Annotated in this window: 25 protein-coding genes; 9 read left to right on the top strand and 16 right to left on the bottom strand. The window is 35.6% G+C overall.

What is annotated here, in order from left to right:
- Positions 1 to 7: 7 nt before the first annotated feature.
- Positions 8 to 1,309: an MFS transporter gene (locus tag BWGOE10_RS01875; RefSeq protein ID WP_002151590.1), complete on the top strand. Its 1,302-nt coding sequence runs from the start codon at positions 8 to 10 to the stop codon at positions 1,307 to 1,309.
- Between the two features lie 111 nt (positions 1,310 to 1,420).
- On the opposite strand, the gene BWGOE10_RS01870 is transcribed toward BWGOE10_RS01875, so the two are convergent.
- The 9 genes from BWGOE10_RS01870 to BWGOE10_RS01830 form a co-directional block, all read right to left on the bottom strand.
- Positions 1,421 to 2,203, bottom strand: a complete 783-nt coding sequence (locus tag BWGOE10_RS01870; RefSeq protein WP_070140702.1) for a nucleotidyltransferase domain-containing protein — start codon at positions 2,201 to 2,203, stop codon at positions 1,421 to 1,423.
- 113 nt (positions 2,204 to 2,316) lie between these two features.
- Complete coding sequence (locus BWGOE10_RS01865; RefSeq protein WP_070140701.1) at positions 2,317 to 3,426, bottom strand: PRK06851 family protein; 1,110 nt, start codon at positions 3,424 to 3,426, stop codon at positions 2,317 to 2,319.
- Between the two features lie 104 nt (positions 3,427 to 3,530).
- A complete protein-coding gene (locus tag BWGOE10_RS01860; protein WP_070140700.1) occupies positions 3,531 to 3,911 on the bottom strand; it encodes a hypothetical protein in 381 nt (126 codons plus the stop codon).
- Between the two features lie 234 nt (positions 3,912 to 4,145).
- Positions 4,146 to 5,372: an ATP-binding protein gene (locus BWGOE10_RS01855; RefSeq protein WP_070140699.1), complete on the bottom strand. Its 1,227-nt coding sequence runs from the start codon at positions 5,370 to 5,372 to the stop codon at positions 4,146 to 4,148.
- Between the two features lie 144 nt (positions 5,373 to 5,516).
- Entirely contained in the window at positions 5,517 to 6,782 is a 1,266-nt protein-coding gene (locus BWGOE10_RS01850; RefSeq protein WP_070140698.1) for an S-adenosylmethionine decarboxylase related protein, read from the bottom strand.
- A gap of 243 nt (positions 6,783 to 7,025) precedes the next feature.
- The gene (locus tag BWGOE10_RS01845; protein ID WP_070140697.1) at positions 7,026 to 7,694 is read right to left on the bottom strand and encodes a DUF2642 domain-containing protein; all 669 of its coding nucleotides are present in this window, start codon (positions 7,692 to 7,694) and stop codon (positions 7,026 to 7,028) included.
- 179 nt (positions 7,695 to 7,873) lie between these two features.
- On the bottom strand, positions 7,874 to 8,317 hold the full coding sequence (locus tag BWGOE10_RS01840; protein ID WP_070140696.1) for a spore coat protein: 444 nt from the start codon (positions 8,315 to 8,317) through the stop codon (positions 7,874 to 7,876).
- A gap of 21 nt (positions 8,318 to 8,338) precedes the next feature.
- A complete protein-coding gene (locus BWGOE10_RS01835) occupies positions 8,339 to 8,860 on the bottom strand; it encodes a spore coat protein (protein ID WP_070140695.1) in 522 nt (173 codons plus the stop codon).
- Between the two features lie 248 nt (positions 8,861 to 9,108).
- Positions 9,109 to 9,348 carry a helix-turn-helix domain-containing protein gene (locus BWGOE10_RS01830; protein WP_098786541.1) on the bottom strand — a complete coding sequence of 80 codons (240 nt, stop codon included), beginning with the start codon at positions 9,346 to 9,348 and terminating at the stop codon, positions 9,109 to 9,111.
- 185 nt (positions 9,349 to 9,533) lie between these two features.
- On the opposite strand from BWGOE10_RS01830, the gene BWGOE10_RS01825 reads away from it, so the two are divergent.
- Positions 9,534 to 9,902: a hypothetical protein gene (locus BWGOE10_RS01825; RefSeq protein WP_070140693.1), complete on the top strand. Its 369-nt coding sequence runs from the start codon at positions 9,534 to 9,536 to the stop codon at positions 9,900 to 9,902.
- Positions 9,903 to 10,140: 238 nt separating this feature from the next.
- Here BWGOE10_RS01825 and BWGOE10_RS01820 read toward each other — a convergent pair whose 3' ends face one another.
- Positions 10,141 to 11,190, bottom strand: coding sequence for an NAD(P)/FAD-dependent oxidoreductase (locus BWGOE10_RS01820; RefSeq protein WP_070140692.1), 1,050 nt, complete (start codon positions 11,188 to 11,190; stop codon positions 10,141 to 10,143).
- Between the two features lie 331 nt (positions 11,191 to 11,521).
- Here BWGOE10_RS01820 and BWGOE10_RS01815 point away from each other — a divergent pair, with 331 nt between their 5' ends.
- Genes BWGOE10_RS01815 through BWGOE10_RS01805 form a run of 3 tightly spaced genes read left to right on the top strand, consistent with a single transcriptional unit; the run spans position 11,522 to position 14,532 of the window.
- Positions 11,522 to 12,439, top strand: coding sequence for an iron-hydroxamate ABC transporter substrate-binding protein (locus BWGOE10_RS01815; RefSeq protein WP_070140691.1), 918 nt, complete (start codon positions 11,522 to 11,524; stop codon positions 12,437 to 12,439).
- Between the two features lie 48 nt (positions 12,440 to 12,487).
- Entirely contained in the window at positions 12,488 to 13,528 is a 1,041-nt protein-coding gene (locus tag BWGOE10_RS01810; protein WP_070140690.1) for a FecCD family ABC transporter permease, read from the top strand.
- Complete coding sequence (locus BWGOE10_RS01805) at positions 13,525 to 14,532, top strand: FecCD family ABC transporter permease (protein WP_070140689.1); 1,008 nt, start codon at positions 13,525 to 13,527, stop codon at positions 14,530 to 14,532. Before BWGOE10_RS01810 ends, BWGOE10_RS01805 begins: the two co-directional genes overlap by 4 nt.
- A gap of 53 nt (positions 14,533 to 14,585) precedes the next feature.
- On the opposite strand, the gene BWGOE10_RS01800 is transcribed toward BWGOE10_RS01805, so the two are convergent.
- From BWGOE10_RS01800 to mtnK, 3 genes are read right to left on the bottom strand one after another with little or no spacing between them, the layout of a single operon-like run.
- Positions 14,586 to 15,227, bottom strand: coding sequence for an L-fuculose-phosphate aldolase (locus BWGOE10_RS01800; protein ID WP_070140688.1), 642 nt, complete (start codon positions 15,225 to 15,227; stop codon positions 14,586 to 14,588).
- A 53-nt stretch (positions 15,228 to 15,280) separates the two neighbouring features.
- Positions 15,281 to 16,321: an S-methyl-5-thioribose-1-phosphate isomerase gene (gene mtnA / locus BWGOE10_RS01795; RefSeq protein ID WP_070140687.1), complete on the bottom strand. Its 1,041-nt coding sequence runs from the start codon at positions 16,319 to 16,321 to the stop codon at positions 15,281 to 15,283.
- A gap of 12 nt (positions 16,322 to 16,333) precedes the next feature.
- On the bottom strand, positions 16,334 to 17,563 hold the full coding sequence (gene mtnK / locus BWGOE10_RS01790; protein ID WP_070140686.1) for an S-methyl-5-thioribose kinase: 1,230 nt from the start codon (positions 17,561 to 17,563) through the stop codon (positions 16,334 to 16,336).
- 590 nt (positions 17,564 to 18,153) lie between these two features.
- Between mtnK and ahpC the strand changes: the two genes are divergently transcribed.
- Positions 18,154 to 18,717: an alkyl hydroperoxide reductase subunit C gene (gene ahpC, locus BWGOE10_RS01785; protein WP_000924420.1), complete on the top strand. Its 564-nt coding sequence runs from the start codon at positions 18,154 to 18,156 to the stop codon at positions 18,715 to 18,717.
- 14 nt (positions 18,718 to 18,731) lie between these two features.
- Positions 18,732 to 20,258, top strand: a complete 1,527-nt coding sequence (gene ahpF, locus BWGOE10_RS01780; RefSeq protein ID WP_070140685.1) for an alkyl hydroperoxide reductase subunit F — start codon at positions 18,732 to 18,734, stop codon at positions 20,256 to 20,258.
- 50 nt (positions 20,259 to 20,308) lie between these two features.
- Here the strand turns inward: ahpF and BWGOE10_RS01775 are convergent, their stop codons facing one another.
- Positions 20,309 to 20,917, bottom strand: coding sequence for an SAM-dependent methyltransferase (locus BWGOE10_RS01775; protein WP_070140684.1), 609 nt, complete (start codon positions 20,915 to 20,917; stop codon positions 20,309 to 20,311).
- A gap of 150 nt (positions 20,918 to 21,067) precedes the next feature.
- Positions 21,068 to 22,183: a M20 peptidase aminoacylase family protein gene (locus BWGOE10_RS01770; protein ID WP_070140683.1), complete on the bottom strand. Its 1,116-nt coding sequence runs from the start codon at positions 22,181 to 22,183 to the stop codon at positions 21,068 to 21,070.
- A gap of 289 nt (positions 22,184 to 22,472) precedes the next feature.
- Between BWGOE10_RS01770 and nhaC the strand changes: the two genes are divergently transcribed.
- Positions 22,473 to 23,894: a Na+/H+ antiporter NhaC gene (nhaC, locus tag BWGOE10_RS01765; RefSeq protein ID WP_070140682.1), complete on the top strand. Its 1,422-nt coding sequence runs from the start codon at positions 22,473 to 22,475 to the stop codon at positions 23,892 to 23,894.
- Here nhaC and BWGOE10_RS01760 read toward each other — a convergent pair.
- Positions 23,891 to 25,168, bottom strand: coding sequence for a transcriptional regulator (locus BWGOE10_RS01760; RefSeq protein ID WP_070140681.1), 1,278 nt, complete (start codon positions 25,166 to 25,168; stop codon positions 23,891 to 23,893). The genes nhaC and BWGOE10_RS01760 overlap by 4 nt on opposite strands.
- 93 nt (positions 25,169 to 25,261) lie before the next feature.
- On the opposite strand from BWGOE10_RS01760, the gene BWGOE10_RS01755 reads away from it, so the two are divergent.
- On the top strand, positions 25,262 to 26,371 hold the full coding sequence (locus BWGOE10_RS01755) for a mandelate racemase/muconate lactonizing enzyme family protein (RefSeq protein ID WP_070140680.1): 1,110 nt from the start codon (positions 25,262 to 25,264) through the stop codon (positions 26,369 to 26,371).
- Positions 26,372 to 26,381: the final 10 nt, after the last annotated feature.

The following is a 26,381-nucleotide window of genomic DNA, read 5'->3' as shown; positions in this document are numbered from 1 at the left end:
GAATACTATGCAACCTTCTGCTCCACCTCATCTAGAATCTACAGAAACTATCTTTTCAAGTTCTATTACAAAACTTGTTGTTTTTATTTGTTGGCTAGCCATTCTAGCTGACGGATATGATTTAGGTATTTACGGCGCCGTTCTGCCAAAGCTCCTAGAAGACAAAAGCTGGGCACTATCACCAGCTCACGCTGGAACAATTGCCAGCTATGCTTTATTTGGGATGTTTATTGGTGCTATTCTAGTTGGAACCATTACAGATCTAATTGGACGAAAATGGACACTCATATGCTGTCTAGCCCTTTTTTCTATTACAATGGGCTTAGCTGCAATGGCTCCTTCCCCGGAATTATTCGGACTATCTCGATTTATCGGAGGAATTGGATTAGGTGGTGTTATCCCAACAGCTTCGGCACTTACTGTTGAGTATTCACCCCAAAAGCGACAATCTTTTATTTATGCACTTATGTTTACCGGCTATCCTTTAGGTATCGTACTAGGCGCCATTTTGTCCATGTTTATGTTAGAAGGTTTCGGATGGAGAATTATGTTTGGCATCGGAATGATTCCGCTACTTCTCATTCCTTTCATTATTCGTTATTTACCTGAGTCCATTCAATTTTTGCTATCACGTAATCGTCAAGAAGAAGCGAAACAAATTTGTGATCGTTTTCAAATCGAATTACATGTAAGAAAAGAAATTTCTCAAACATCATCTAATATACAAAAGAAACACGGATTCCTTACATTATTCTCAAAAGAATACATGAAAGCAACTCTACTTTTCTGGACCACTTATATAATGGGAATGTTTTTGATATACGGTTTAAACACTTGGCTACCACAGATGATGCGCCAAGCAGGATATCCACTTGGATCTAGTTTATCATTTCTACTTATACTAAACATTACTGCAGCTATCGGTGCATTATTTGCTGGAGCAATTGCCGATCGTATAGGAGCAAAAATTGTTATTAGCATCTCCTATCTTATGGCAGCCATATGCATCGGACTATTAACAATCAAACCATCTGTTACAATCATTTATCTTTTAATTGGTCTTGCTGGAATTGGATCAGTCGGTATTACTCAAATATTAAATGCTTATGTAACACAATACTTCCCATCACATATCCGAGCTACCTCTTTAGGATGGGGACTTGGGCTTGGCCGAGTTGGTGCAATTGCTGGCCCTATTCTTGTCGGTATTATTATGACAATGCAATATGACTTAGCTTGGAATTTTTACTTATTCTCCTTTGCAGGTCTTATCGCGGCTATATCTGTTTTCTTTATTCCTACAAAATAAAGTGAAACTTTAATCAGTGAGGGTTTTGTTCATCCCCACTGATTATTAGCCCTCACCAATCAGGCGTTTACGGCGGCTCCCACAAATAGCGGGATAAAAAAGAGCACAAACTCACTTGTGCTCTTTTTTATATACTTCAAACAACATGTTTCTAAATAATGTATTCAAACTCTCAATATCAATCCCTAATCCCTTTTCAATCCCTTTTACGTATTGCTGGTAGTAATCAATTTGTTCTTCTAAAAATTGATTTAGTACCTCAATTTTCAATCCAATATCCAATTCAGTACCTACTTTTTTCTTTATTAACAACTTTTCAATTTCATCTAATACACTACGTTCTAATGACAATTCTGTAATCAATCTATCAAATTCTACAGGAGGCAAAGTCGATTTCTCCTCTAACCATTTACAAGCTAAAATAGGACGTAATACATAAAAATACTTTTTCAGTTTTACATTCTCACCTTGCAAAAATTCACGATAATTTTTTGAAGCCATATGTAAGTAATGATATATCGTTGCTTTTGGATCAAAATTCTTTTCGCTCATTTGCTGAAGCTGTTCTGGAAAATTAGAGTTTTTCGAATAAAAAATTGGTGATCGAATCCACTCAAGTAAAGCCGGATTTGACTTTGCAAATAGTTGCAATGCCTTTTTAATATCCCAGCCACTTATATCTAAATCATCACTAATTGGATACTCGATTACATCACGTTTATCATGAATTGATAAATACCATTCTACAGGACGTATATAAACAAACCTAACATCATAATCACTATCTTTCGATGGAAATCCCCACGCCCTGCTCCCTGATTCTACAGCAAATAAAATTTTCACATCATTCTCTTTTTCAATTCTTTCTAGTTCCAACTCAATTTTCTCTCTCATTTCATACCCTCCCCATTTTTTGATCATTTCCCTGGAAATTCGACAAATATAAGACTAATTTTACTACATACTAAAATAGCTGTCAGAAAATTCCCGACAGCCTAACAAAATACCTATTTTTTCTTTTCAATTACAGTAACTGCAATTCGTTCAATCTCTTTTTGGATTTCTTCTTTATATGCATCGACTTTTGAAAAATCCATAGCGGCGATATAAATTCGTTCTAATTTATCACGAACTGATTTTGCCTTTGCTAAGAAAGACATCGCCTCATTCATTTTTGTTTTATACTGAATTGAAACGTCGCGAATTTCCGTAGCATACTTCTCATCTGTTCCTGGTGCAACAATGAGATCATACATATCGATAATCTCATCCCCCTCACGGCTTGGGAAGTATTCATGCGGTGCTGTGCTATCAAAAATTGCAAATCCTAATTCCCTTACAATAATCATATCGAGACTATTTGGATCAAATCCACAATGATACACTTCTACTTCAAAACCTTTTTCTTCTGCTGCCTTAGCTAATTTTTTAAGCATCGTTGATTTTCCAGAACCTGGGCGACCTTTTATAAAATAGCGATGCGGAAGCCCTTCTGTCAAATTAGGAACGAAATCAACTGCTCCCTTCGGTGTAGCAGCCCCTAAGAAACGATGTTTCACAATTGATTTCTTCCCGCCTTTATCTGCAAACAATTTCTGTATAAGCTGATTTGTTAATTCGTTTGCTTTATTAAAATCAATGTTATTAATATATATTTTCTCCCACTCATCATGTATAACTAGAGCCTCTTTAAAACACTCGTAAGCTGCTTGAAAGGCTTTACTTGCTTCTGAAACAAATCGTTCAATCTCTAATTTTTGCTTTCTTAATTTATCTGAGTCCCAAGCAACGCCTAAATTTATATACTCTTCTACAACTCCAGGCATTTTCGGCTCTATAACGTGTGGTGATGTCCCATCGACAATTCCTACATTTAGCTTTGGAATAATTACACCGTCAACTGACTTATTATCAGAAGAACAATGTAAAAATTCAATATCATATCCTTTTCCAGTCCATTCACGCCCAATTGCTTTTATTAAAGAAGACTTCCCTGTTCCTGGACCGCCTTTTAAAATAAATAACCTATCTAGCCCTTTTAAACTCTCTTCATACAAGCTATAAAATCCTCTAGCTGTATTTCCACCAGCAAAATAGTTCAATACATTCCCTGTCACTGCACCCACCCCTTCGCAGCATTCTACTTACATAAGCTACAATATGCGAGAACCTTTATTTGGGTGAATACCTATTTTGTATTGCACTAAAAAAGCAAAGATCATCACTGACCTTTGCTTCTATATTTTTTATTTAAATTAAGGAAAAATTGTTCCACCCTTGGGCGTACCCAAGCTAAATAATCTTTATCTTTCTTCTTTGTACAAGCTATCTCTTCTCCATCTACCATTCCGACAAGTTCTAGCTCTAACAGCTGCCTCGTGAATGCTAGCATATTTACTTCTTCTGCTGGATACTCTTCTTTTAATTTCTCCTCAATTTCTCCCAATAAAAAACCGTCACGCATCATCGCCAGTGCATCAATCCAAAGTGGCGGCATTTCATATGTCTCTCCTGTAATCGTATCTTTTACAATATAGTTCTTTTGCTCTTTTCGAAATTGAATCGTGTGTAAACATACAGTCGAATTTAATGTTAATTCCATCATACCACCCCTTCCATCATATCTGCATAGAAAAAAGGATGCGCGTGCACCCCTTCTTTTCTTTTCTTTTCATAACACTACCGAACCGTTACACGAGCTACAAGCTCTATGTCGATATTTTCCTCCATTATAAACGAAGTGTTTTATAAAAAAAACCCTTCTTGAAATATTTTATAAAATGTTTATATTTACACAACAAGAACACTTTTCTGAAAAGTAATTTCGTCTATTGCACTACACTGTTGGTAAATAAATTTCCACTTTCGTTCCTACCCCCATACTACTTTGAATTGCGATACTCCCTTGATGTTCTTCAATAATTTTATATGTAATCATTAATCCAAGACCTGTACCATTCTCTTTTGTTGTATAAAAAGCTTTTCCGATCTTTTCTATTTTCTCATTTTCTATCCCAAAACCTTGATCTTCCACAGAAATACACAAGTTCTCTCCAGCTTTTTCATATGCATGAATCTGAATATCTCCACCTTCTGGCATCGATTCAATTCCATTTTTGATGATGTTTAACAACACTTGTTTTAATTGCTTGTCATCACCATTTATAACAGGTAAATTTCCATCTACTTGCAAATGAAATTTCACTTTATATTGAGTCGCATAGCTTTCCATTAACTGTACAACATATAAAAGGATTTCCCGTATATTACACCACTCATAATTTGTTGGTTTCGGTTTTCCTAATAACATCAATTCACTAACAAACCCATTAATTCTCTCAATTTCTTGCAGCATAATCTCATAGCTCATCGTATCTTCAGGATTTCTTTCTTTTTGAATTTGTGTAAATCCTTTTAAAGCTGTTAATGGATTTCGAATTTCATGAGCGATTGTTGTAGACATAGTCCCAATAACAGCTAAGTTTTCAGTCTCTTTCATACTGTTCATCATCTCAACAACTGTCCTTACATAAGATTGAAATCTCTTTAATAAAGAATGCGAAATGATGAAAAAGAATACACATAATACAAGCGGAATCACAACTTTTACATCTTGTAATATCGAAGTGAAAAATACATATTTTCCAATTACACTACAGGAAACGAAATAAAAATATTTTCTGTTCACGAAAATCGGTGCAAATAAAATTAAAAATATTTCAACCATATTCCCATTTTCAAAAACACGATCACTGTGTAAATAAATCATTAAGTTATTAATAAGATCAATAAGCATGTACCCAATTAAAAATAAGTATTTCACAAAATATACATAACCTTGTTTTCGAAGATATATTGAAATAGGAAACAAAGATATTACTAATATATGTACGCCTATTCCCATACCACCTTCTGGCCACCCTATCCTTGCTTCGTTAATATTCATAGCAGGATAAACAAAGTAATAGATAACGTCATATAAAAAGAATATGATATAGAATAATAATATAAATACTTTTAAAGCTTCTCTTTCTTCATAAATCAAGCTCTTGTATTTGTTCATATAAAAACTCCTCTTGATCAATACAAAAATAACATTTCACATGTTATCCCCTTAAATTATACGTATGAAATTGCTTTCAGAGCAATATATAACCTTCTAATACTAAAAGGAAGGAGATACAGCTCCTTCCTTTTCAATCACAATTTATATCCACCTTACCCTATCGTGTAGCAATCCATCTGTAAAATTATTATGTCCTACTACAATATCCTTCATATATAAATTTAAATATTCCCCATACTTACTTTCAGTATTTAATAATAATTCTTCAACATAATAGGCGCCTTGTCCAAAAGTATCTAACAATAAACTACACAAGCCTGCATAAATTCCACACCCTACTTGGAAGTATGTCGCATTTGTTTTATATTTTTGAAAAACTTGGCTACTATTCATTACATTATACATGTATGTCTCGTTATTTTCATAAACGAGTAACACACCGACTAGATCTTCTCCTGCAATCTCTTCTTCCGCTGGATTGAATACTTTACGATTCCAGTTCCATAAATCTTCTACATTATCTAAGTTCTGTCTAATTAAATCTGTTGTATACTCATTAATTCGATAAAGAAAACCAACTTCCATGTTGAAGTTTTTCCCTAAAATTAAAACTTCCTCATGTGGCATTAAACAACCATAAAACTCTTTTTCTCCTAGCTTTACTTTGTACTCTGAAGCATATACATCCTCATAAAAATAAAGAGGACGATGATGACTCATATACATCGGATAACTCCATATCGCTTCATCTAGAAATCGCTCTACTGCCCATGAAGCATAAAGTGTATGTGGCTTTATAAGTGCCGTATCATTCAAAAATGACGTATCATGTTCTACAATATAGCATGCTCGTGGCTTTTCATTTGGGCGTTCTTTCATAAGCTCAACAACCATCCATTGAACAACACCAGGATTCATACCTGAGCCTATAATCGCTCTTGTATTTGTAAATGTCGCTTTCTCCTTCCCAAACCTCGTATACCTTTCCGTAAGCTGAAAACCGAGTAAACTATTGTCCTGATCTACTGCCTCATTTTCCAAAGCCGAATTAATGTAACAAATGCCAAGTTCATTACAACAACTCAGTACCCTAATCGTATCCGCCCCTGAAACATCAATAACAACCTTCGTTCTTTTTTCTTTTAAATGTTGTTTAAATTTGACCACATCTTGAAGGTTTATTTCATATAAAAAAAATTGCTCTTTCAAATTTGGAAACAACTCATCATAATAACTTTTATCTTTTTGTTTTATATCCACCAAATGGAAATCTACATTCTTTATCACTTCATAAATTGGATCTTTTTCATTTACTACCGCTTGATTCAAAATTGCTAACACTGCTTTTGCTGCTCCACCAGCACTGCCAAGCAACGTAATCGAAAACGAATTTGGAAACTGCTCCACAAATAAAACCCCTTTAATAAATTAGTTGAGCAGCACTTACTCAAAAAGTGAATTGAATACAACAAAAAGTAGCTCGTACATCTTTTTTATAATGTAGTACAAGGTTACCTCTTTATAAGTAAAAACAGTAACATACTTATATATTCAATTCACTTCCCCCCTCATATCCAAATAACGGTAAAAAAATAGGCTCGACCTTTTCTTCCGCATATATAAAAGAAAAAGCCAGCCCTTTAAACTAGCCTACGGACAATGGACAGATTTCACATGTTGAATATTCACATACATTTTTGCGTCACGTGCTTTTAATATTTCAATATGTCCTTCATCAATTTTCGCCATCTTTCCGATTTTGTTATATTCCTCACCTAAATCAAAAACCATAATTTTCCCAGCCATTTTAATAAGCTGTTCTTCAAATGTTCTAGCTAAAGTAATATTTAGTGGATTTACGGGGAGTTCATTTTTGTTGAGGGAATAAGGTACTTGGTTCTCTTTATAAGGAATTAACCATTTCAAATGCTTTAAAGATATATATACCGTTTTATAAACCGGGCTATAAAAAACAATATAATCGTTCATTACACTTGTAACATAACCGTGTATTGGAGCATTTCCTGCCACATAAATTTCTGTAAAAATCCCTTTAGAGGTGCTTAATACTTTTCTCAAAGAAATTGAAGGGGATTCCCTCTTAATTACAGAATCCACATCTGGCTTTAATATTTCTTCATCATGCTCTCTTAAAAATTTATAATACTGCATATGGTATAAAGATATATATACATAGTCTTGTCCATTGTAAAGAACAACAATATCATTCCCTACATCAATTAATATACCTCTAAACCTTTTTTCACCGATTAATTTAACGTATATATTTTCCCCAATGTTCTTGTTTAACTCATTCATCTATATCCTCCTTTCTATGAAATTGCGCTTTTCTGTCTTCCATTTCAAAAAAATAATCAGGGGCAATGTTCTGTCTTTTAATAGTAAGAAATTCCTTTTCATATACCGCGAAATTATTGCGGCGAAATATGAAATCGTTCTTCACTTTCAATCATAATGCCCCTCTTATTTATTAAACATTATTCTTCTTCATTCTTTTTGTTTTTAACTATTTGACTCACGCTCTTAATATGAGAATTAATTACATAAATGACCTCATCACCGTTTACTAGTGTAATACTTCCATCATGTATATCACTTAATAAACCTTCCACACACTCTGGTCCACCACGATTAATCTTTATCCATTTATACTTCAAGTCATTTAATACATCTAAAAAAGTATCTTCATCAGCATAGAAACATGAACCATATTCTCCTTGTGCTTCTTTCACTTTCCTGACTAGACTCTTCACATGCTTCAGCTGATAATACACTAATTCTCCATGAGGTAATTGTAGTGTAAGGTAATCTTTTCCTAACAATGACAGTAAACCTACTCGACTTTCCGGTCCGCGAAGATTTACTTTTACATTCTCACCGACTAAACCTTTGATTTGATCACAGCATACTACATCCTTCAAATTCATATCCTCCTTTCTATATTATCTTCCTCTACTTGATTGTCTTTGTGCGCGAGCTCGACTTGAATTATTGCTGTTTTCATTACTTTTCTCATCGCTACTCTCATCGCTCTCTCCACTTACTGGTGCATTATAATTAACACTTTTAATATGAGATAGTGCAATTAATACAACTTCTTCTTTTATAATTAACGTTACATAATCGCTAGAAACATCTTGTAAAATACCTTCAATTTTCTCTGGACCACCACGATTAATTTTCACCCAGCGGTATTTGAAGCCTTGAAGTAGCGTTTCAAAGTCTGCTGCACTGTCTTCTTCCGACCATACAGAATCACCTATCCCACCATCTTTCGTATTTTTTGTAATGCTTTTCAGATGGCGAAGCTGGTAGTAATGGTACTCTCCTTTTTCATTCTGTAATACGAAGTAGTCCGCACATACTGATACTATTGCTCCTTTTTGAGATTCTGGTCCACCTCTATTTACTCTTACATAAGACCCAATTAAATCTTTCAAAAAATCCCAATGAAATAAACTCACGAGAAAACCCCTTCCATTAATTTATAAGCTTTTGCACTGATAGTATATGTATCTGTACAGGTTATGTTCGCTATGTTTGTCCCCGCTATGAAAAAATATGCTTTTAACTAATAGTATTAATCCCTATAAAATCTTCTTTCCCTTAAAGTAACTCTAGGATTTTGGATGAATTTTTCATCCCTTAATATAAAAAAAACCCGTATTAAGATACATTTCTGCATATCTTAATACGGGGGCTTTTTATAAATTTAATCTTCGTCTTTAACATCCATATCTTCTGGAATTGGTTCGTTTAATATTTCTTCCACTAACTGCTTATATTTCTCCATCTGTTCTAAATGTGTATTAAACTGTTCCTTGTTTATTAAATATTGCTCTCCATCAAACAGTGCACGAATTTTCTTTTGCTGAATTAAGTCTTCAACATACGATTTTGGTAATTTCAAATACTCCGCAGCCTCTTCTACTGTTATATACAATGTGTTCATTCCCTTATTATTTTTTCATATATACTGTATCTTACTTTACTTTATTTTTGTAAACAAATAAAAAAGATTTTGTAAATGCAGTTTAAAAAGCAGGTAGAACCATTCCATATATTGTATAATAATATAGTAAGTATTTTTTTAAATATAGAATGGTATTACCCATTTACACAAAGGAGAGTTAACATATGGCTACTCGTCACATCATTACAATGTTAGAAAAAACATTACAAGTTGAAACAGAAAACACAATTTCTCATCTATCTAATTCTTTATCCGATCGTATTCTTTCACAAAGTGCAGCAGTACATGAAAACAATTGCTATCATACAATTGGCGAATGGTACAAAAATCATTTCTTATTCCAACAAGATGATTTCCTTTGGGCTAAATACGTTTTCTATGACGCATATTGTGAGGCTATAAAAAAACAAGGTCATCTTACAAAACGCGTTCGCCAAATATTAGAATCATTAGCTCGAAAACACGGAAAACAATACATTGCGTCTATACTAAATATGCCATTTCCTAATGAACAGGAAAAAGGGACAGCATAAACCAATCCTAGATTCATTGTTTTCTAGAGAGATTACAAATAAAGCGTTCATGTCACATGAACTAATGAAACCGGTGTCATGATAATGATTAAAGATATAATAAACAGGAAAACCCCCATTTACCTCTCTCATCCATACGAATAGAGAAGTAAATGGGGGTATACTTGTTCCTTTATCCCGCTTGGTGAGGGCTAATAATCAGTGGGGATAGCCCCCCACTGATTAAAGTTTCACTTTATTATTTCATCATCTGCTTGATCAATTCTTGATTTCTCTTCTTAAATACTTCATTATGCGAAGAAACCATTCCGTACTCACTTGCATCTGGTTGAATAAATTGTTTCGCTTTATTCACAGCATTTCCAGCATCTTGGAATGCTCCTGCAATTAAATGTAATTTCCCATCATGTTTTAAAATATCTCCAGCAGCATATAATCCATCTACAGAAGACTCACTATTTGCATTACCTGCAATATAAAAATTATCTATAATTGCAACGTCTAACTCACTATTTTCTAATAATGTAATGTCACGTTCATATCCATGATTAATAATAACTTCATCAATAGGTAAATGAGAAACTTCACCTGTCTCATGATTCGTTAATTCCACATATTCAATCGCTTCATGGTTATCACCAGCAATTAATTTTGTAATCGATGTATTAAGGAAACACTCTGCTGAGCTGTTCATTAGTTGTTTTACTTGTGCTTCATGACCAGATAATTCTTCTTTTCTATATGTTAAATACACTTTTTTCGCGATTGGTTCTAATTCATTTGCCCAATCAACGGCAGAATTTCCTCCGCCGGAAATAATGATTGTTTTATCTTTGAAACGCTTTAAAGATTTAACTGTATAATTTAAATTTGATACTTCGAATCGCTCAGCACCTTCAATCGATAACTTTTGTGGATTCAATATACCACTCCCAGTTGCGACGATCACTGTTTTTGAAAAATGTTCTTCCCCAGAGCTTGTTTTCAACGTAAAAATACCCTCTTCATTACGAATAATTGATTCTATTTTTGTATTCAATACAACTTCAGGCTGAAATGTTAATCCTTGTTGTACAAGTTGCTCAATTAATTTCTCACCAGTAACCGGTAACAATCCGCCAATATCCCAAATCATTTTTTCTGGATAAACATGTATTTTTCCACCTAACTGTGGTTGAAATTCTATTATTTTCGTTTTCATCTCTCTGAGTCCACTATAAAAAGCTGAATAAAGCCCTGCAGGTCCTCCGCCTATCACAGTTACATCAAACAATTCTTCTCGATTCATTCGTGCCCACTCCTCAGCTATCAGTCATTGATTATCATTCTCAATAAAATATAACCTGTTTCCGCAAAATTTACAATCAAAATTACTATTGACAATACACCTATATAAAATTATATTATTTAAAGAATCAATAGTGATAATCATTATCAGCTTGTTAATAATTAGCAAATTTGGGATTACATCTTCTTTCATTAATATGGTCAATACTATATTGTGAAATCTCATATTCAAGATTTTTAATAAGCATTTTGCATTACCACTAACCTTTCAACAGAATCACAGTTAAACAACTTATTGTATACACATATCATCTATTTAAAGGAGAAAGACGATGAAAAAGTTATTTATTTCACTAACAGTTCTTTTCGTTCTTGTTATGAGTGCTTGTAGCAATGGCTCTACAGACAAAAAGAACGATGCAAAAGGTAGTAAATCAGAAACAATTACATACCAATCTGAAAATGGTAAAGTAGAAGTTCCAGCAAATCCACAACGTGTTGTTGTCCTATCATCATTCGCTGGTAACGTAATGTCATTAGGTGTAAATCTTGTTGGGGTAGATTCATGGTCTAAACAAAACCCACGTTTCGATAGCAAACTGAAAAATGTTGCTGAAGTATCAGATGAGAATGTTGAAAAGATTGCAGAATTAAATCCAGATTTAATCATTGGTTTATCAAATATTAAAAATGTTGATAAGTTAAAGAAAATCGCTCCTACTGTAACATACACTTACGGAAAAGTTGATTACTTAACACAACACTTAGAAATCGGTAAATTATTAAATAAAGAAAAAGAAGCAAAAACTTGGGTTGATGATTTCAAGAAACGCGCACAAACAGCTGGAAAAGACATTAAAGCGAAGATTGGTGAAGATGCAACAGTTTCTGTTGTTGAAAACTTCAACAAACAGCTTTACGTATACGGCGAAAACTGGGGTCGTGGAACAGAAATTCTTTACCAAGAAATGAAATTAAAAATGCCTGAAAAAGTAAAAGAAAAAGCATTAAAAGAAGGTTACTACGCATTATCTACTGAGGTATTACCTGAGTTTGCTGGTGATTACTTAATCGTAAGTAAAAACAAAGATACTGATAACTCATTCCAAGAGACAGAATCATATAAAAACATTCCAGCAGTAAAAAATAATCGTGTATATGAAGCAAACATGATGGAATTCTATTTCAATGATCCACTTACATTAGATTTCCAACTAGACTTCTTCAAGAAGAGCTTTCTTGGTCAATAATACAAACATGAGGAATTCTTAATTTAAGAATTCCTCTTCCTTTATTCTATGAAAAGAAAAGATGTGAAACAAATGACGAAAGATCACAACAATCCACGTTCCATGGCTTTTACATACAAACTAATTTTGAGCATAATTGCATTCTTTCTGATTTTTATGGTTGCAATGGTATTAGGTGCTGCAGATACTTCTATAAAAGACGTATGGTTAGCACTCACTTCCTCCGCTAAAGGAGACAAAATATCTATTATTCGCGAAATACGTTTGCCACGTGAAGTTGCTGCCATATTTGTCGGAGCTGGACTTGCCGTTTCTGGGGCAATTATGCAAGGATTAACGCGAAATCCACTTGCTGATCCTGGATTACTAGGCTTAACTGGTGGCGCAAATGCTGCACTTGCACTAACACTTGCTTTCAACCCTTCCATAAGCTATCTGTACTTAACATTAGCTTGTTTTATCGGGGCTGCGGTAGGAGCAATTATGGTATTTGGAATTGGCATGGTGAAAAAAGGCGGACTTTCTCCTCTTCGAATTGTATTAGCTGGTGCTGCTGTTTCAGCATTTCTACTTGCAATCTCAGAAGGTGTTGGCATTTACTTTAAAATTTCACAAGATGTATCAATGTGGACGGCTGGGGGAGTAATTGGAACTACTTGGAGCCAATTAAAAATTATTATTCCGGTTATTTCAATAAGTATATTTCTCGCTATCTTACTCGCGAGAAAATTGACAGTCCTTAGTTTCAGTGAAGAAGTTGCTGTTGGACTCGGTCAAAAAATTATTGTTATTAAAACAATTTTGTTTATCATTATTATCTTGCTTGCAGGTGCTTCCGTAGCGCTTGTCGGAAACATGGCATTTATCGGCTTAATGATACCTCATATGGTTCGTCCAATCGTTGGACCAGACTACCGTTTTGTTATACCGATGTCAGCGATCGCTGGTGCTTCCTTTATGCTACTCGCAGATACAATCGGACGTACAATTAACGCTCCGTATGAAACACCAGTTGCTGCAATCGTCGCAATTGTAGGATTACCATTCTTCCTATTTATTGTACGTAAAGGAGGAAGAACTTTCTCATGATGCAATCTATTCTAAAGAAACAACGCCTTATCATACTTGCATTACTCATACTTACCATTACAACAATTGTAATTGGAATGGGACTCGGTTCTGCCGCTCTCTCCTATGACAGATTAATCCCAACACTTATGGGACAAGGTACATTTAAAGAAGAATTCGTTTTATATTCTTTAAGGCTACCTAGAATCGTCATTACATTATTAGCTGGTATGGCACTCGCTTTATCAGGTGCTGTATTACAAGGTATTACCCGAAACGATTTAGCTGAACCTGGTATTCTCGGCATTAACGCTGGTGCTGGTGTTGCAGTTTCTGTTTTCTTTCTATACTTCCCGATAGACGTAGGTTCATTCCTTTACCTACTACCAGTCGTTGGATTTATCGGTGCGTTTCTAACAGCTGTTCTAATTTACGTATTTTCATATAGTAAATCCACCGGCCTTCAGCCAATACGATTAACATTAACCGGCATCGGTTTTTCATTTGCACTATCTGGAATAATGATTGTCCTTATTTCATCCGCTGATCGTATGAAAGTGGACTTTATCGCCAAATGGATTGCCGGAAACATTTGGGGAGATGACTGGACATTTGTTTTAGCAATGCTTCCTTGGCTAATCGTATTAATCCCATTTGTCTTCTATAAAGCAAATCGATTAAATATACTAGCATTAAACGAGCCAGTAGCAATCGGTGTTGGAATTGAAATTGAAAAAGAGCGAAGATACTTATTAATCGCAGCCGTTGCACTTGCTGCCGCTGCTGTTTCCGTAACAGGAGGAATTAGCTTTATCGGGCTGATGGCCCCTCATATCGCGAAATCTTTAGTAGGCCCAAGGCATCAAATCTTCATGCCTATCGCCGTTTTAATCGGCGGATGGCTATTGCTACTAGCGGACACAATTGGACGAAATATCGTCGAACCTAGCGGTATTCCAGCAGGGATTGTCGTTGCTTTAATTGGTGCTCCTTACTTTATGTATTTGTTATTGAAGAAGGCATAGAGCATAGAGAAACACCCTCAAGATTTTTTTCTTGAGGGTGTTTTCATTTCATTCTACTGCTGCCCATACCCTTCAAACTTTTTCGCCAAATTCTCCATCTCGTCTTCTGGCAATAACTTTGGTTCTCCAACACTTTTCGTTTGATAATAAATTTGAGCACAAAACTCTATTTCTTCTGCAATAGTAAACGCCATTTTTATATTATTCGCACCAGCCATTAAACCATGATTCGCAAGTAAAACTGCACGACGATCAATCATTCCTTCAAAAGCAGCCTCTGCTAATTGCTTCGTACCAAATGTTTCATACGGTGCACAGCGAACATTCGGACCTGCAAAAGCAATTAAATATGACACAGCAGGAAGTTCCCATCCTAATGACGCAATTGTCTTCGCATAAGGAGAATGTGTATGCACAAGCGCATTTATATCCTCACGATTTCTATAATAAATAAGGTGCATGTCTAGTTCACTTGATGGTTTTCTCTCGCCCTCTATCACTTCACCATCTAAATTCAATATTACTACATCCTCAGGCGTTGTTTCATAATACTCTAAACCACTTGGACTAATTGCGACAAGTCCTTGTTCACGATTAAAAATACTAATATTACCGCCAGTCCCCTTTGTTAAACCACTAGAAATCATTTTCTTTCCGTACGCTACAATTTCTTCTCTTTCTTTTTGTAATAACATATACATCCCCCTAAGTATGAAGCTTATGATGACTGACTATATATATCTACTTACTAAAATAGCTTCTTTAAATTCTCCGTAAACGGTGCTTTTATAATCCCTTTTTCCGTAATAATTGCTGTTATATTTTCATGTGGCGTGACATCAAATGCCGGATTATATACTTTACTTTCTTGCGGAGCAGAGTATTGTCCGAAACGATTGATCACTTCAGAAGCATCCCTTTCTTCAATTGGAATTTCTTTTCCTGTCAGTGTTTTCAAATCAATTGTCGGCGTTGGTGCTGCTACATAAAATGGAATGTTATAATATTTAGCTAAGATTGAAACACCTAATGTTCCAATTTTATTTGCTACATCCCCGTTTGCTGCTACACGATCACATCCAACGATTACTGCATCAATTTTCCCTTGTGACATGACCATTGCTGCCATGTTATCTGTAATGACCGTTACATCAATTCCCGCTCGCTGCAGCTCTAATGCTGTTAACGTTGAACCTTGTAATCTAGGGCGTGTTTCATCGGAATAGATTTTTAAATCCCATCCTTTTTCTTTCGCTAAGTACATTGGAGCTGTCGCAGTACCATACTTAGTCGTTGCTAACGCACCTGCATTACAATGCGTTAATACCCCCATGCCATCATGAAATAATGTTAATGCATGTTCTCCAATTTGACGGTTAATTTCTTCATCTTCTCTATGAATCTCTTTTGCTTCTTCTAATAATCTATCTTTCAACTGCGCAATTGATAAGTGAGCATTCTCTTTCGCTACACTTTCCATTCTTTCAAGCGCCCAAAATAAATTTACTGCCGTCGGTCTTGATGTCGCTAAGTATGCACATACCTTTTTTACTTCCGATATGAATTCTTCCGCCGAACTTTTAGTAACTTCATTTACCCCTAAATACACACCGTAGGCTGCTGAAACACCTATTGCCGGCGCTCCTCGTACTTTCATTACTTGAATCGCATCCCACACACCCTCAGCCGTTTTAAAAGATTCATAGACTACTTCGTTCGGTAATACCGTTTGATCCAATAACACTAAAGCATCATCTTTCCACTGAATTGGTATTAATTGCTCTGCCATCATCTTCTCCCCTTATTTCGCACTATGCATTGACTGTTTTTTTAACGTTTCTACAAAGCTGCTACCTGTTTTATATTGATTCGCTTGTAAAATAAACTTCTTCGCTACTTGAAGACAAATTCGCTCCGCTCTAGCACGCGCTGCGTCATTTTCAATACAAGTCATATCCTTTACCTTCGCTAGACCAACAATACGACGAATTAACTCAAGACCCGTCACTGCAGCTGTATCCTCTAATACAGATTGTAAATAAACTCGGTTAAAGCCTTCTTCCTTCGCCATAATCTCTGTCACATGAATATCCCAAGCATCTAAAAACTTCTTCTTAAATAAATCAATTACATCTATCATGGTAGATTCTATCCAGTTCATATATGTATCTTTCTCAATACCAGATTGCATCACTGCATCTGCATTCACCCATGCAAACATTAAATTCGCCATTATATTTCCAACGTCATATCCCATAGGTCCATAAAAAGCAAATTCAGGATCAATAACCTTTGTAGAATCACTTTTTACAAAAACAGAACCAGTATGTAAATCACCGTGAAGTAGCGCTTGTGCATTCGTCATAAACGAAAACTTAAGTTTTGCTACTTCCATACGAAGCTCTTTATCACTATAAATATGCTCCCTAATCCATCCTTCATTTAATTGAAACAATTCGTTTCGTTTATTATGGTTTGTGAATGGCTCTGAATATACGAGGTCCTCTGTAATCTCACATAACTCAGGATTTATATAATTCTTCACGAGTTCCTTCTTCTCTTTATGATTCATTACAACATCTGATGTTAATAGAAGAGTATTTACCATAAAAGTAGTTAAATCATCAGCAAGCCTCGGAAACATTTGATGATTTATGAGTGCTGTACGCAATATTGTGTGATCTGATAAATCTTCCATCACGCAACAATTCATCACACTATCAAACAAATATACATTTGGCACGAGTCCAGATGCTAACTCTCCTTCTAATCGCAAAACATCTGATTCTATACGGATTCGATTCGTCGACAACTTAAACTCATCTGAAATACGCGCTGTATCCCCAGCTTGCTTTACAATGACAGAAATGTTCTTCTGTTCATCCCAAACGCGGAACACATAATTTAAATTACCATCACCTATTTCTTTACACTTTAGCCCCTTTGCATGTTCGAACTTAGGTAATTTCTCTTGCACATATGCGATCACATCTTTAGCTTCCATTAAAAAATACTTCGTGAACTTAGACATGGTTTCCCCTCCACACTAAATGTAAACGTTTTCTAAAAGCCGTAAAAAATAATAGACTGAAATTTTTTCAATCTATACTCTATCTTTTTTGTCGCAATACATATCTCGTTTTTATTATATCTTGTTAGAAATGAGCGTCAATGTTTCTATTTCTCATTGCAATATACTTCTTATTATATATATTTAAGATGACAATAATTGTTCACAAAGATTCCGATACATTTTGTTTTATTTATTGCACAATTCTTTGTAAAATAGAAGTAAGCAATTCCTTTTCAAATCCACAACTTCTAAGAAATATTTCCTTCCTAAGAATTTATACTTACACCATGTCTCTAACATACACACTACTCTTTCAAACACTCATTGAAAATTTATGACTTGAAAATTACCTTTTAATTCCCTAGCAGCCTTAATTGAGAATAAATATTAATTAAATTGGTATAAAGTTGGTTTATTCTCTTGACAAAATAACCACTTCTATATGATAATTAATATCGAATTAGAATTATTATAGTTAATTAAAAAATATATTTTATGAGCAAACTAATTTCCGATGCTCAAAACCAACCTTTAGGAGGAATTTTAATATGTTATTAATCGGCACAGAAGTAAAACCGTTTAAAGCTAATGCTTACCATAATGGAGAATTTATCCAAGTTACTGACGAAAGTTTAAAAGGAAAATGGAGCGTAGTTTGTTTCTACCCAGCAGACTTCACATTCGTTTGCCCAACTGAACTTGAAGACTTACAAAACCAATACGCAACTCTAAAAGACTTAGGCGTTGAAGTATACTCTGTATCTACAGACACTCACTTCACTCACAAAGCATGGCACGATAGCTCAGAAACTATCGGCAAAATCGAATACATTATGATTGGTGACCCAACTCGCACAATCACTACAAACTTCAACGTTTTAATGGAAGAAGAAGGTCTTGCTGCTCGTGGTACATTCATCATCGATCCAGACGGCGTTATCCAATCTATGGAAATCAATGCTGACGGTATCGGCCGTGACGCAAGCATTCTTGTTAACAAAATTAAAGCAGCTCAATACGTACGTAACAACCCAGGTGAAGTTTGTCCAGCTAAATGGCAAGAGGGTTCTGCAACACTTAAACCAAGCCTTGACCTTGTAGGCAAAATCTAAGGAGTTCGATCAAAATGATACTAGATGCAGATATAAAAACACAACTATCCCAATACCTTCAGTTAATGGAGAACGATATTTTACTTAAAGTAAGCGCAGGAGACGATAACGTATCTAAAGATATGTTATCTCTAGTAGATGAATTAGCTACTATGTCGTCTAAGATTACAGTAGAAAAAGTTGAACTAGAGAGAACACCAAGCTTTGGCGTAAATCGCCCTGGCGAAGACACTGGTGTCGTATTCGCTGGTATTCCATTAGGACACGAATTTACTTCATTAGTGTTAGCTTTACTACAAGTTAGTGGACGTGCTCCAAAAGTTGAACAAAAATTAATCGATCAAATCAAAAACATTCAAGGCGAATATCATTTTGAATCTTATATCAGCCTAAGTTGTCATAACTGTCCTGATGTTGTACAAGCTCTTAACGTAATGAGCGTTCTAAACTCTGGTATTACACATACTATGATTGATGGCGCTGCATTTAAAGAGGAAGTAGAAAGTAAAGACATCATGGCGGTACCAACTGTTTACCTAAACGGCGAATCTTTCGGAAGCGGTCGTATGACACTTGAAGAAATTTTAGCTAAAATGGGTAACGGTCCAGATGCATCAGAGCTTTCTGATAAAGATCCATACGATGTTCTTGTTGTTGGTGGCGGCCCAGCTGGTGCAAGTGCAGCAATTTATGCAGCACGTAAAGGCATCCGCACTGGTATCGTTGCTGAGCGCTTCGGTGGTCAAGTAATGGATACTATGGGTATTGAGAACTTCATCAGCGTAAAACGCACTGAAGGTCCTAAGCTAGTAGCAAGCCTTGAAGAGCACGTAAAAGAATACGACATCGATGTAATGAATCTACAACGTGCGAAACGTTTAGAGAAAAAAGAACTTATTGAAGTGGAACTTGAAAACGGCGCTATTCTGAAAAGTAAGAGCGTAATCGTTTCAACAGGTGCTCGCTGGCGTAATGTTGGCGTACCGGGTGAAGCTGAGTTCAAAAACAAAGGTGTAGCATACTGCCCACACTGTGACGGTCCATTATTCATCGGAAAAGATGTAGCGGTTATCGGCGGTGGTAACTCTGGTATTGAAGCAGCTATCGACTTAGCAGGTATTGTTAAGCACGTAACTGTTCTTGAATTCATGCCAGAATTAAAAGCTGATGCTGTATTACAAGAGCGTCTTAACAGCTTACCAAACGTAACTGTTCTGAAAAACGTTCAAACGAAAGAAATTACTGGTACTGACAAAGTAAACGGTATTTCTTACATCGATCGTGAAACTGAAGAAGTTCATCACGTTGAATTACAAGGTGTATTCGTTCAAATCGGTCTTGTGCCAAACACAGACTGGCTAGGCGAAACAGTTGAACGCGTTCGCGGTGAAATCGTAACAGACAAGCACGGCGCTACAAACGTACCAGGAGTGTTTGGTGCAGGTGACTGTACAAATAATCCGTACAAACAAATCATCATCTCTATGGGTTCAGGTGCAAATGCAGCTTTAGGTGCATTTGATTACTTAATCCGTAACTAATTATATAGACGTGAGTTTTAAAAAAGCAGGTGCCAAGGCACCTGCTTTTTTTATAATCCTAATGTATAAACTAAAAATCTCTCATTCCCATTCTTCTCATAAGCACCCGGTAATCTTACTTCCTTCTTCAGCTCAAACGCAGTCTGATTCTCCAAGAAGAAAATATATTCTTCAGAAGGGTAGTATAAAATAATATCCACTTTCCTCTCTATTTCCTCTACCGAAAGCAAAATGTTATTTACTACATTCATAAACACTTGGACAGAAAATGGATTGAAGAAATAAAATCGGTTATCACGCGGATTAATTTCATATTCTTGCGCCAAACAACACTCGAATTGAATCTTATCTTTACTGTTTCTTATCTTCCTTGCATAACGCTCACGGTTTTCCATCGCTTCTTTATAAAACTCTTCATTCATTTCAATTCCAACCGCTGAAGCACCGCACTTATGATGCATGTAAAAGTTTAATCGTCCTTTTCCGCACCCAAAGTCTACAACTCGATCGCTACTTTTTATTTCATATTGATTCAGTAACTCATCTAATCCGCTATATGGCGTCGGTTCATAACGGTGATAATGCATAGACTTATTAAACCCTTTTTGCTCACCGACTGTTTTTATATTTAAAACTGCATCGTAATATTGTTCGTTCATTCGTTTGCTCCTATTAAGAAATATTACTATTATTATACACCACGTACTGAATGCTCATTTTTATCAAATTAGTTGGTACGTGAAATTATATTATCGCAAAATCGAATATATCGACTTAACGACAAATTCCTACAAAAAAACAGGAGCTTTCTAGCCCCTGTTTTCTAATACTTTCAATACAGTTTGTTTCAATATTTCTACACCATCCATTATGCAAGAATGGTCAAACTTCATATACGGATGGTGTAATCCAGGTTGTAGGTTTGCCCCTAGTCCAAGCATGACAGCTTTTAAATGTGGTCTCTTCACTGTGTAGTAATGGAAATCATCGCTTCCTGTCGTATACAGTGGTCCAGTACATCCCTCTTCCCCATACACTTCAAGAATACCTTTACGCATAAAGCGCTCAGCTTCTTCTGACACTTCAGCTCCTGGTGCAAGATCAATCCACTCATAAGAAAGTTTAGATCCCATTGATTCAGCTGACTGAATTACTTGCTCTATTTTTTGCTTTAATTCATTTAGTAATATGTTATTTTCTGCTCTTACATCTAAACTAAAATGCCCGTTACCTGGAATAATATTTAGATTATCACCACCAGCTTGGCATCTCGTCATCTTAACAGAATACGACGTCTGCGGTGGTAGCCATATGTTTTTCAATCCAATATTAATCATCGTGATGACATCAATGGCATTTATCCCTTGATGCGGGCGTGCCCCATGTGCATCATCTCCATGAATCACCCCTTCTAAAAATCCTGCTGCTCCGTGACGAATAGATGGTGCAGCTTGTTTCAAAGGCAGTTCTTCAATTGGTCTTAAATGAACACCAAATAAGAAATCTGCATCATCCACGGCGCCCTTCTCTACCATCTTTAAGGAACCATTTCCTTTTTCCTCTGCCGGCTGAAAAATAAATCTAACAGTACCACTATCCCATCTCATATTTTTCAATTGTAAAATAAGGCCCATCACAATTGTCATATGAGCATCGTGTCCGCATGAGTGATTCGCTTTAAATTCTCCGTCTACTTCTTGCCATAGCGCATCCATATCAGCACGAATCGCGATAACTGGATTCCCGCTTCCGATTTCAGCAATCACGCCTGGGCAATCATCAAATATTTTATATGAAATTCCTTCTTCTTTTAGAAAGTTAGTAATATAAGCTGTCGTTTCATATTCCTTCCAGCTTACTTCAGGGTTTTCATGTAAATGCTGAAAAATTTCAGTTAAACGCTCTTGTAGTTCTAATGTTTTCAAAGCTTCATTCTCCTTCCCCTAATTACAAACCATTCAGATTAATTATACTTATGAAAAACAGATGTTTTTATGAACATATTGAATTTTAAGAAAAAAGTCAATTATTTATTTTTTAATACCGTTAATACCCGATTTCAACTCATCTTATAAAGATATCCATACAAATAGAACATTCGATATTTTCTGTTTTTATATTGACGCTTGTATCTATTTTTAGTTATTATAACTTAATAACGTCTATTTTGCGACAATTCTAAAAATACAAATATACATAATGAGGAGGCATTTTATGAAAAGAGAAATACCTTTTGGCATAGCAATAATCCCTATTATCATTACAGTTGCAGTTATGATGGTTACAATTGTTGTATTAGAACAAAGCCCTCACGTCCCACTTATTATCGGTACAACCGTTGCTTCTATCGTCGCTTGGCGATACGGTTACAAATGGAATGACATTGAAGAATCGATGTATAAAGGAATTCGCCTTGCATTACCCGCTATCGTTATCATTATTCTTGTAGGTTTAACGATCGGTGCTTGGATTGGCGGTGGAATCGTCGCTACTATGATTTATTACGGCTTAAAACTTTTAACTCCATCATTATTTTTAGTTTCAATTACAATTATTTGTTCTATCGTTGCATTAGCTATCGGTAGCTCTTGGTCTACAATGGGAACAATTGGTGTTGCTGGAATGGGAATTGGCCTAAGTATGGGAATCCCAGCTCCAATGGTTGCTGGCGCTATAATTTCCGGTTCTTATTTTGGCGATAAAATGTCACCGCTTTCAGACACGACAAACTTAGCCGCCGGATTAACAAATACCGATTTATTCACACATATTCGTCACATGTTATTTACTACAATTCCAGGTTTAATTATTACTCTTATCGTTTATGCGTTCTTAGGAAGAAGCTTTGGCGATAACAATATTGATGCAAAAAGCATCGATCAAACGTTACAAGTATTGCAACAAAACTTTGTTATTTCGCCTTTCCTATTAATTATACCCATAGTCGTTATGGTATTGGTCGCTAAAAAAGTCCCTGCTATACCAGCTATTCTTGTAGGTGTTATTTTAGGATTCTTATCACAAGTCTTTATTCAAGGTGGCTCTGTCTCATCAGCTGTCGGTGCACTCCAAAGTGGATTTGTCATAGACACTGGAAACAAACTAGTAGATGAACTATTTAACCGTGGTGGCTTAAGCTCTATGATGAATACAGTTTCTATGACAATTGTCGCTATGACTTTCGGCGGAGTACTAGAACATACTGGCATTCTTCGCTCAATTGTAAATCAAATTTTAAAATTAGCGACATCATCAAAAGGACTTATCGCTTCTACTATCGCATCTTGCTTTGCAACGAATCTTACTTGCTCTGAACAATATATTTCGATTGTTGTTCCTTCAAGAATGTATGCAAATGCGTACACAGAAAAAGGACTACATTCTAAAAATTTATCCAGAGCATTAGAAGATGGTGGAACATTAACTTCTGTTTTCGTACCTTGGAATACATGTGGTGTATTTATACTCGCAACACTTGGAGTCGGCGCATTCGAATATGCTCCTTATGCTATATTGAATTTCATCGTACCTATTATCTCAATCATTTATGGTATAACTGGCTTCACAATTACGAAGCTATCTGATATTGAAAAAGCAGACCTACTGAAAAAACAAAAAGCACAACTAGAAGCTTAAAATTTTTGAAACGAATACAACGGTAAATTTAGCTCATATATTGCACGAGGGCGCCCTTGTTGATAGGGCATTTCCTCGCCGCAAATATTGGCATACCTGTAATCAACTAATTTCTTTAACAGCCTTTCCGTCGATCGTCGAGTCACTTGTAAGTACTCAGAGAGATCGGCCGCTGTAAATTTCAATGATGGATGCGATTGACTAAATTGAATGATTTTTGACAAGTTTGCAGGACTAAGCTTCGTTTCCTTCGCTATTTTCATTAATTCAGGATTATCGTTTTTTAAACTTTGTACTCTCTGTTCTTTCGGGAACGGACCAAATAATTCTTTATCACTTGTTAGTATATAAAAGCAGCGTTCTATCGGATTATTTTTTGCGAAACCTTGAGCGATTTTTGCATTTTGTTCCGCTTCATTTACTGTTTTTCCGTAACCAAATCCAATAGATACTGCGCCTTCTATATTCATAAATAAACGATCTATCGTATTTGTTTTTATACTCAATTCAATATCACCACGAGTTGTATACAAAATAAAAGCCATTTCATCAACTTGTTTAAATGAACCACGTAATTCTTTTGAGATTACATTTAATTGTTCAAGCGAGCTTTCTTGTAACTCTATAAAGGATATAATACAAGAACCAACAGTAGCTGAATGGCTTTTTGCTAACTCAGCTTTTATTTTTGCATCTTTTAACCCATGTATAATTGATTGCGTCGGATCTATCATACGCTCTGAAGGAATACCTATTTTTTGAAGTTCATCGTAGACAGTGTGAATACTAGTTAAAGCTAAATCAACCTCTCCAGATTGATATTTAGCTAAATGAAAATCAATGATTCTCTTAATTTCATCCTTACTCCATAACATATTTTCATAATCCATCACTTGTGGCGTTTCTTTTAGACCGATGTCATGGAACACATTTGTAATAAACGAACGATCTACTAAATCAATTGAAATTTTATGAGGTTGAATGCCTTGATGATATAATATAGAAAGAAGTGAAGATGCGACAGTTGTCTCGTCTTGCTGCAAATATACACTTGGAATTGGTAATTGTTCTCTTATTTCTTTTGCCATATAATAAGGTAAAGCACCTGAGAAAAAGATAACATCACAAGGTTTTAAACGCTTTAATATTTCAGAAGATTCTGCCGGGTGAAGGTAAATATATGGATTAATCTCTATCTCTTCTAGTTTATGAGCAATAGGTAAAAGATTCTCCATAAACTCTTTTGAACCGACAACTGCAATTTTTATCATCATTTTCTCTAACTCCTTATCATTAATTAACGACTATTTAACGTCAACTATATCAAATGTACAAAACCATTGTAAACAGGAAGGGGTCTTTATTCAATGAAAATTACAGCTATTCATCTTTACGCAATTCGTTTACCGCTTCGCGATCCGTTTGTTATTAGTTATGGTTCTTATTCTGATATGCCTTCTATTATCATCAAAATGGAAACAGATGAAGGTATTATCGGTTACGGTGAAGGCGTTGCCGATGATCACGTTACAGGTGAATCATGGGAAAGTACTTTCTATGTTTTAAAACATACACTAGCTCCTGCTCTTATCGGACAAAACCCAATGAATATCGAGAAAATACACGATATGATGGACAATACAATTTACGGTATTCCTACTGCCAAAGCTGCGATTGACATCGCCTGTTTCGATATAATGGGCAAAAAACTAAATCAACCTGTATATCAACTAATTGGCGGGCGCTACCATGAAGAATTTCCTGTTACTCACGTCTTAAGTATCGCCGAGCCAGAAAATATGGCTGAGGAAGCTGCCTCTATGATTAAGAAAGGTTACCAATCTTTCAAAATGAAAGTCGGCACAAATGTAAAAGAAGATGTAAAACGAATTGAAGCTGTACGCGAGCGTGTAGGAAATGACATTGCTATTCGCGTTGATGTAAACCAAGGCTGGAAAAATAGCGCAAACACATTAACAGCACTTCGTTCATTAGGACATTTAAACATCGACTGGATTGAACAGCCTGTTGTAGCGGATGATATTGACGCAATGGCTCACATTCGTTCTAAAACAGACCTTCCGCTTATGATTGATGAAGGACTAAAAGGCTCTCGTGAAATGCGCCAAATTATTAAATTAGACGCAGCTGATAAAGTAAATATAAAACTAATGAAATGCGGCGGTATATATCCAGCTGTAAAACTCGCTCATCAAGCAGAAATGGCCGGCATTGAATGCCAAGTTGGATCCATGGTCGAATCATCTGTTGCCTCTTCCGCAGGATTCCATGTCGCTTTCTCAAAAAAAAGCATTACTAGCGTCGAGCTAACAGGACCATTAAAATTCACGAAAGACATCGGAAACTTACATTACGACGTACCATTTATTCGCTTAAATGAAAAGCCAGGACTCGGCATTGAAATAAACGAAAATACATTACAAGAATTAACCGTCTTTCAAGACGTTGTACGCTAAAGGAGGACTA

The sequence above is a fragment of the Bacillus mycoides genome, from assembly GCF_001757995.1.
GTDB classification, from domain to species: domain Bacteria; phylum Bacillota; class Bacilli; order Bacillales; family Bacillaceae_G; genus Bacillus_A; species Bacillus_A mycoides_B.
This window is presented reverse-complemented; position numbering and strand designations above follow the sequence as displayed.

Excerpts from the sequence above, each read along its gene's own strand:
- BWGOE10_RS01875 (WP_002151590.1), top strand. The coding sequence starts at position 8 with ATGCAACCTTCTGCTCCACCTCATCTAGAATCTACAGAAACTATCTTT.
- BWGOE10_RS01870 (WP_070140702.1), bottom strand. The coding sequence starts at position 2,203 with ATGAGAGAGAAAATTGAGTTGGAACTAGAAAGAATTGAAAAAGAGAAT.
- BWGOE10_RS01860 (WP_070140700.1), bottom strand. The coding sequence starts at position 3,911 with ATGGAATTAACATTAAATTCGACTGTATGTTTACACACGATTCAATTT.
- BWGOE10_RS01855 (WP_070140699.1), bottom strand. The coding sequence starts at position 5,372 with ATGAACAAATACAAGAGCTTGATTTATGAAGAAAGAGAAGCTTTAAAA.
- BWGOE10_RS01845 (WP_070140697.1), bottom strand. The coding sequence starts at position 7,694 with ATGAATGAGTTAAACAAGAACATTGGGGAAAATATATACGTTAAATTA.
- BWGOE10_RS01830 (WP_098786541.1), bottom strand. The coding sequence starts at position 9,348 with ATGAACACATTGTATATAACAGTAGAAGAGGCTGCGGAGTATTTGAAA.
- BWGOE10_RS01825 (WP_070140693.1), top strand. The coding sequence starts at position 9,534 with ATGGCTACTCGTCACATCATTACAATGTTAGAAAAAACATTACAAGTT.
- BWGOE10_RS01820 (WP_070140692.1), bottom strand. The coding sequence starts at position 11,190 with ATGAATCGAGAAGAATTGTTTGATGTAACTGTGATAGGCGGAGGACCT.
- BWGOE10_RS01815 (WP_070140691.1), top strand. The coding sequence starts at position 11,522 with ATGAAAAAGTTATTTATTTCACTAACAGTTCTTTTCGTTCTTGTTATG.
- BWGOE10_RS01810 (WP_070140690.1), top strand. The coding sequence starts at position 12,488 with ATGAAAAGAAAAGATGTGAAACAAATGACGAAAGATCACAACAATCCA.
- BWGOE10_RS01805 (WP_070140689.1), top strand. The coding sequence starts at position 13,525 with ATGATGCAATCTATTCTAAAGAAACAACGCCTTATCATACTTGCATTA.
- BWGOE10_RS01800 (WP_070140688.1), bottom strand. The coding sequence starts at position 15,227 with ATGTTATTACAAAAAGAAAGAGAAGAAATTGTAGCGTACGGAAAGAAA.
- mtnA (WP_070140687.1), bottom strand. The coding sequence starts at position 16,321 with ATGGCAGAGCAATTAATACCAATTCAGTGGAAAGATGATGCTTTAGTG.
- mtnK (WP_070140686.1), bottom strand. The coding sequence starts at position 17,563 with ATGTCTAAGTTCACGAAGTATTTTTTAATGGAAGCTAAAGATGTGATC.
- ahpC (WP_000924420.1), top strand. The coding sequence starts at position 18,154 with ATGTTATTAATCGGCACAGAAGTAAAACCGTTTAAAGCTAATGCTTAC.
- ahpF (WP_070140685.1), top strand. The coding sequence starts at position 18,732 with ATGATACTAGATGCAGATATAAAAACACAACTATCCCAATACCTTCAG.
- BWGOE10_RS01775 (WP_070140684.1), bottom strand. The coding sequence starts at position 20,917 with ATGAACGAACAATATTACGATGCAGTTTTAAATATAAAAACAGTCGGT.
- nhaC (WP_070140682.1), top strand. The coding sequence starts at position 22,473 with ATGAAAAGAGAAATACCTTTTGGCATAGCAATAATCCCTATTATCATT.
- BWGOE10_RS01760 (WP_070140681.1), bottom strand. The coding sequence starts at position 25,168 with ATGATGATAAAAATTGCAGTTGTCGGTTCAAAAGAGTTTATGGAGAAT.
- BWGOE10_RS01755 (WP_070140680.1), top strand. The coding sequence starts at position 25,262 with ATGAAAATTACAGCTATTCATCTTTACGCAATTCGTTTACCGCTTCGC.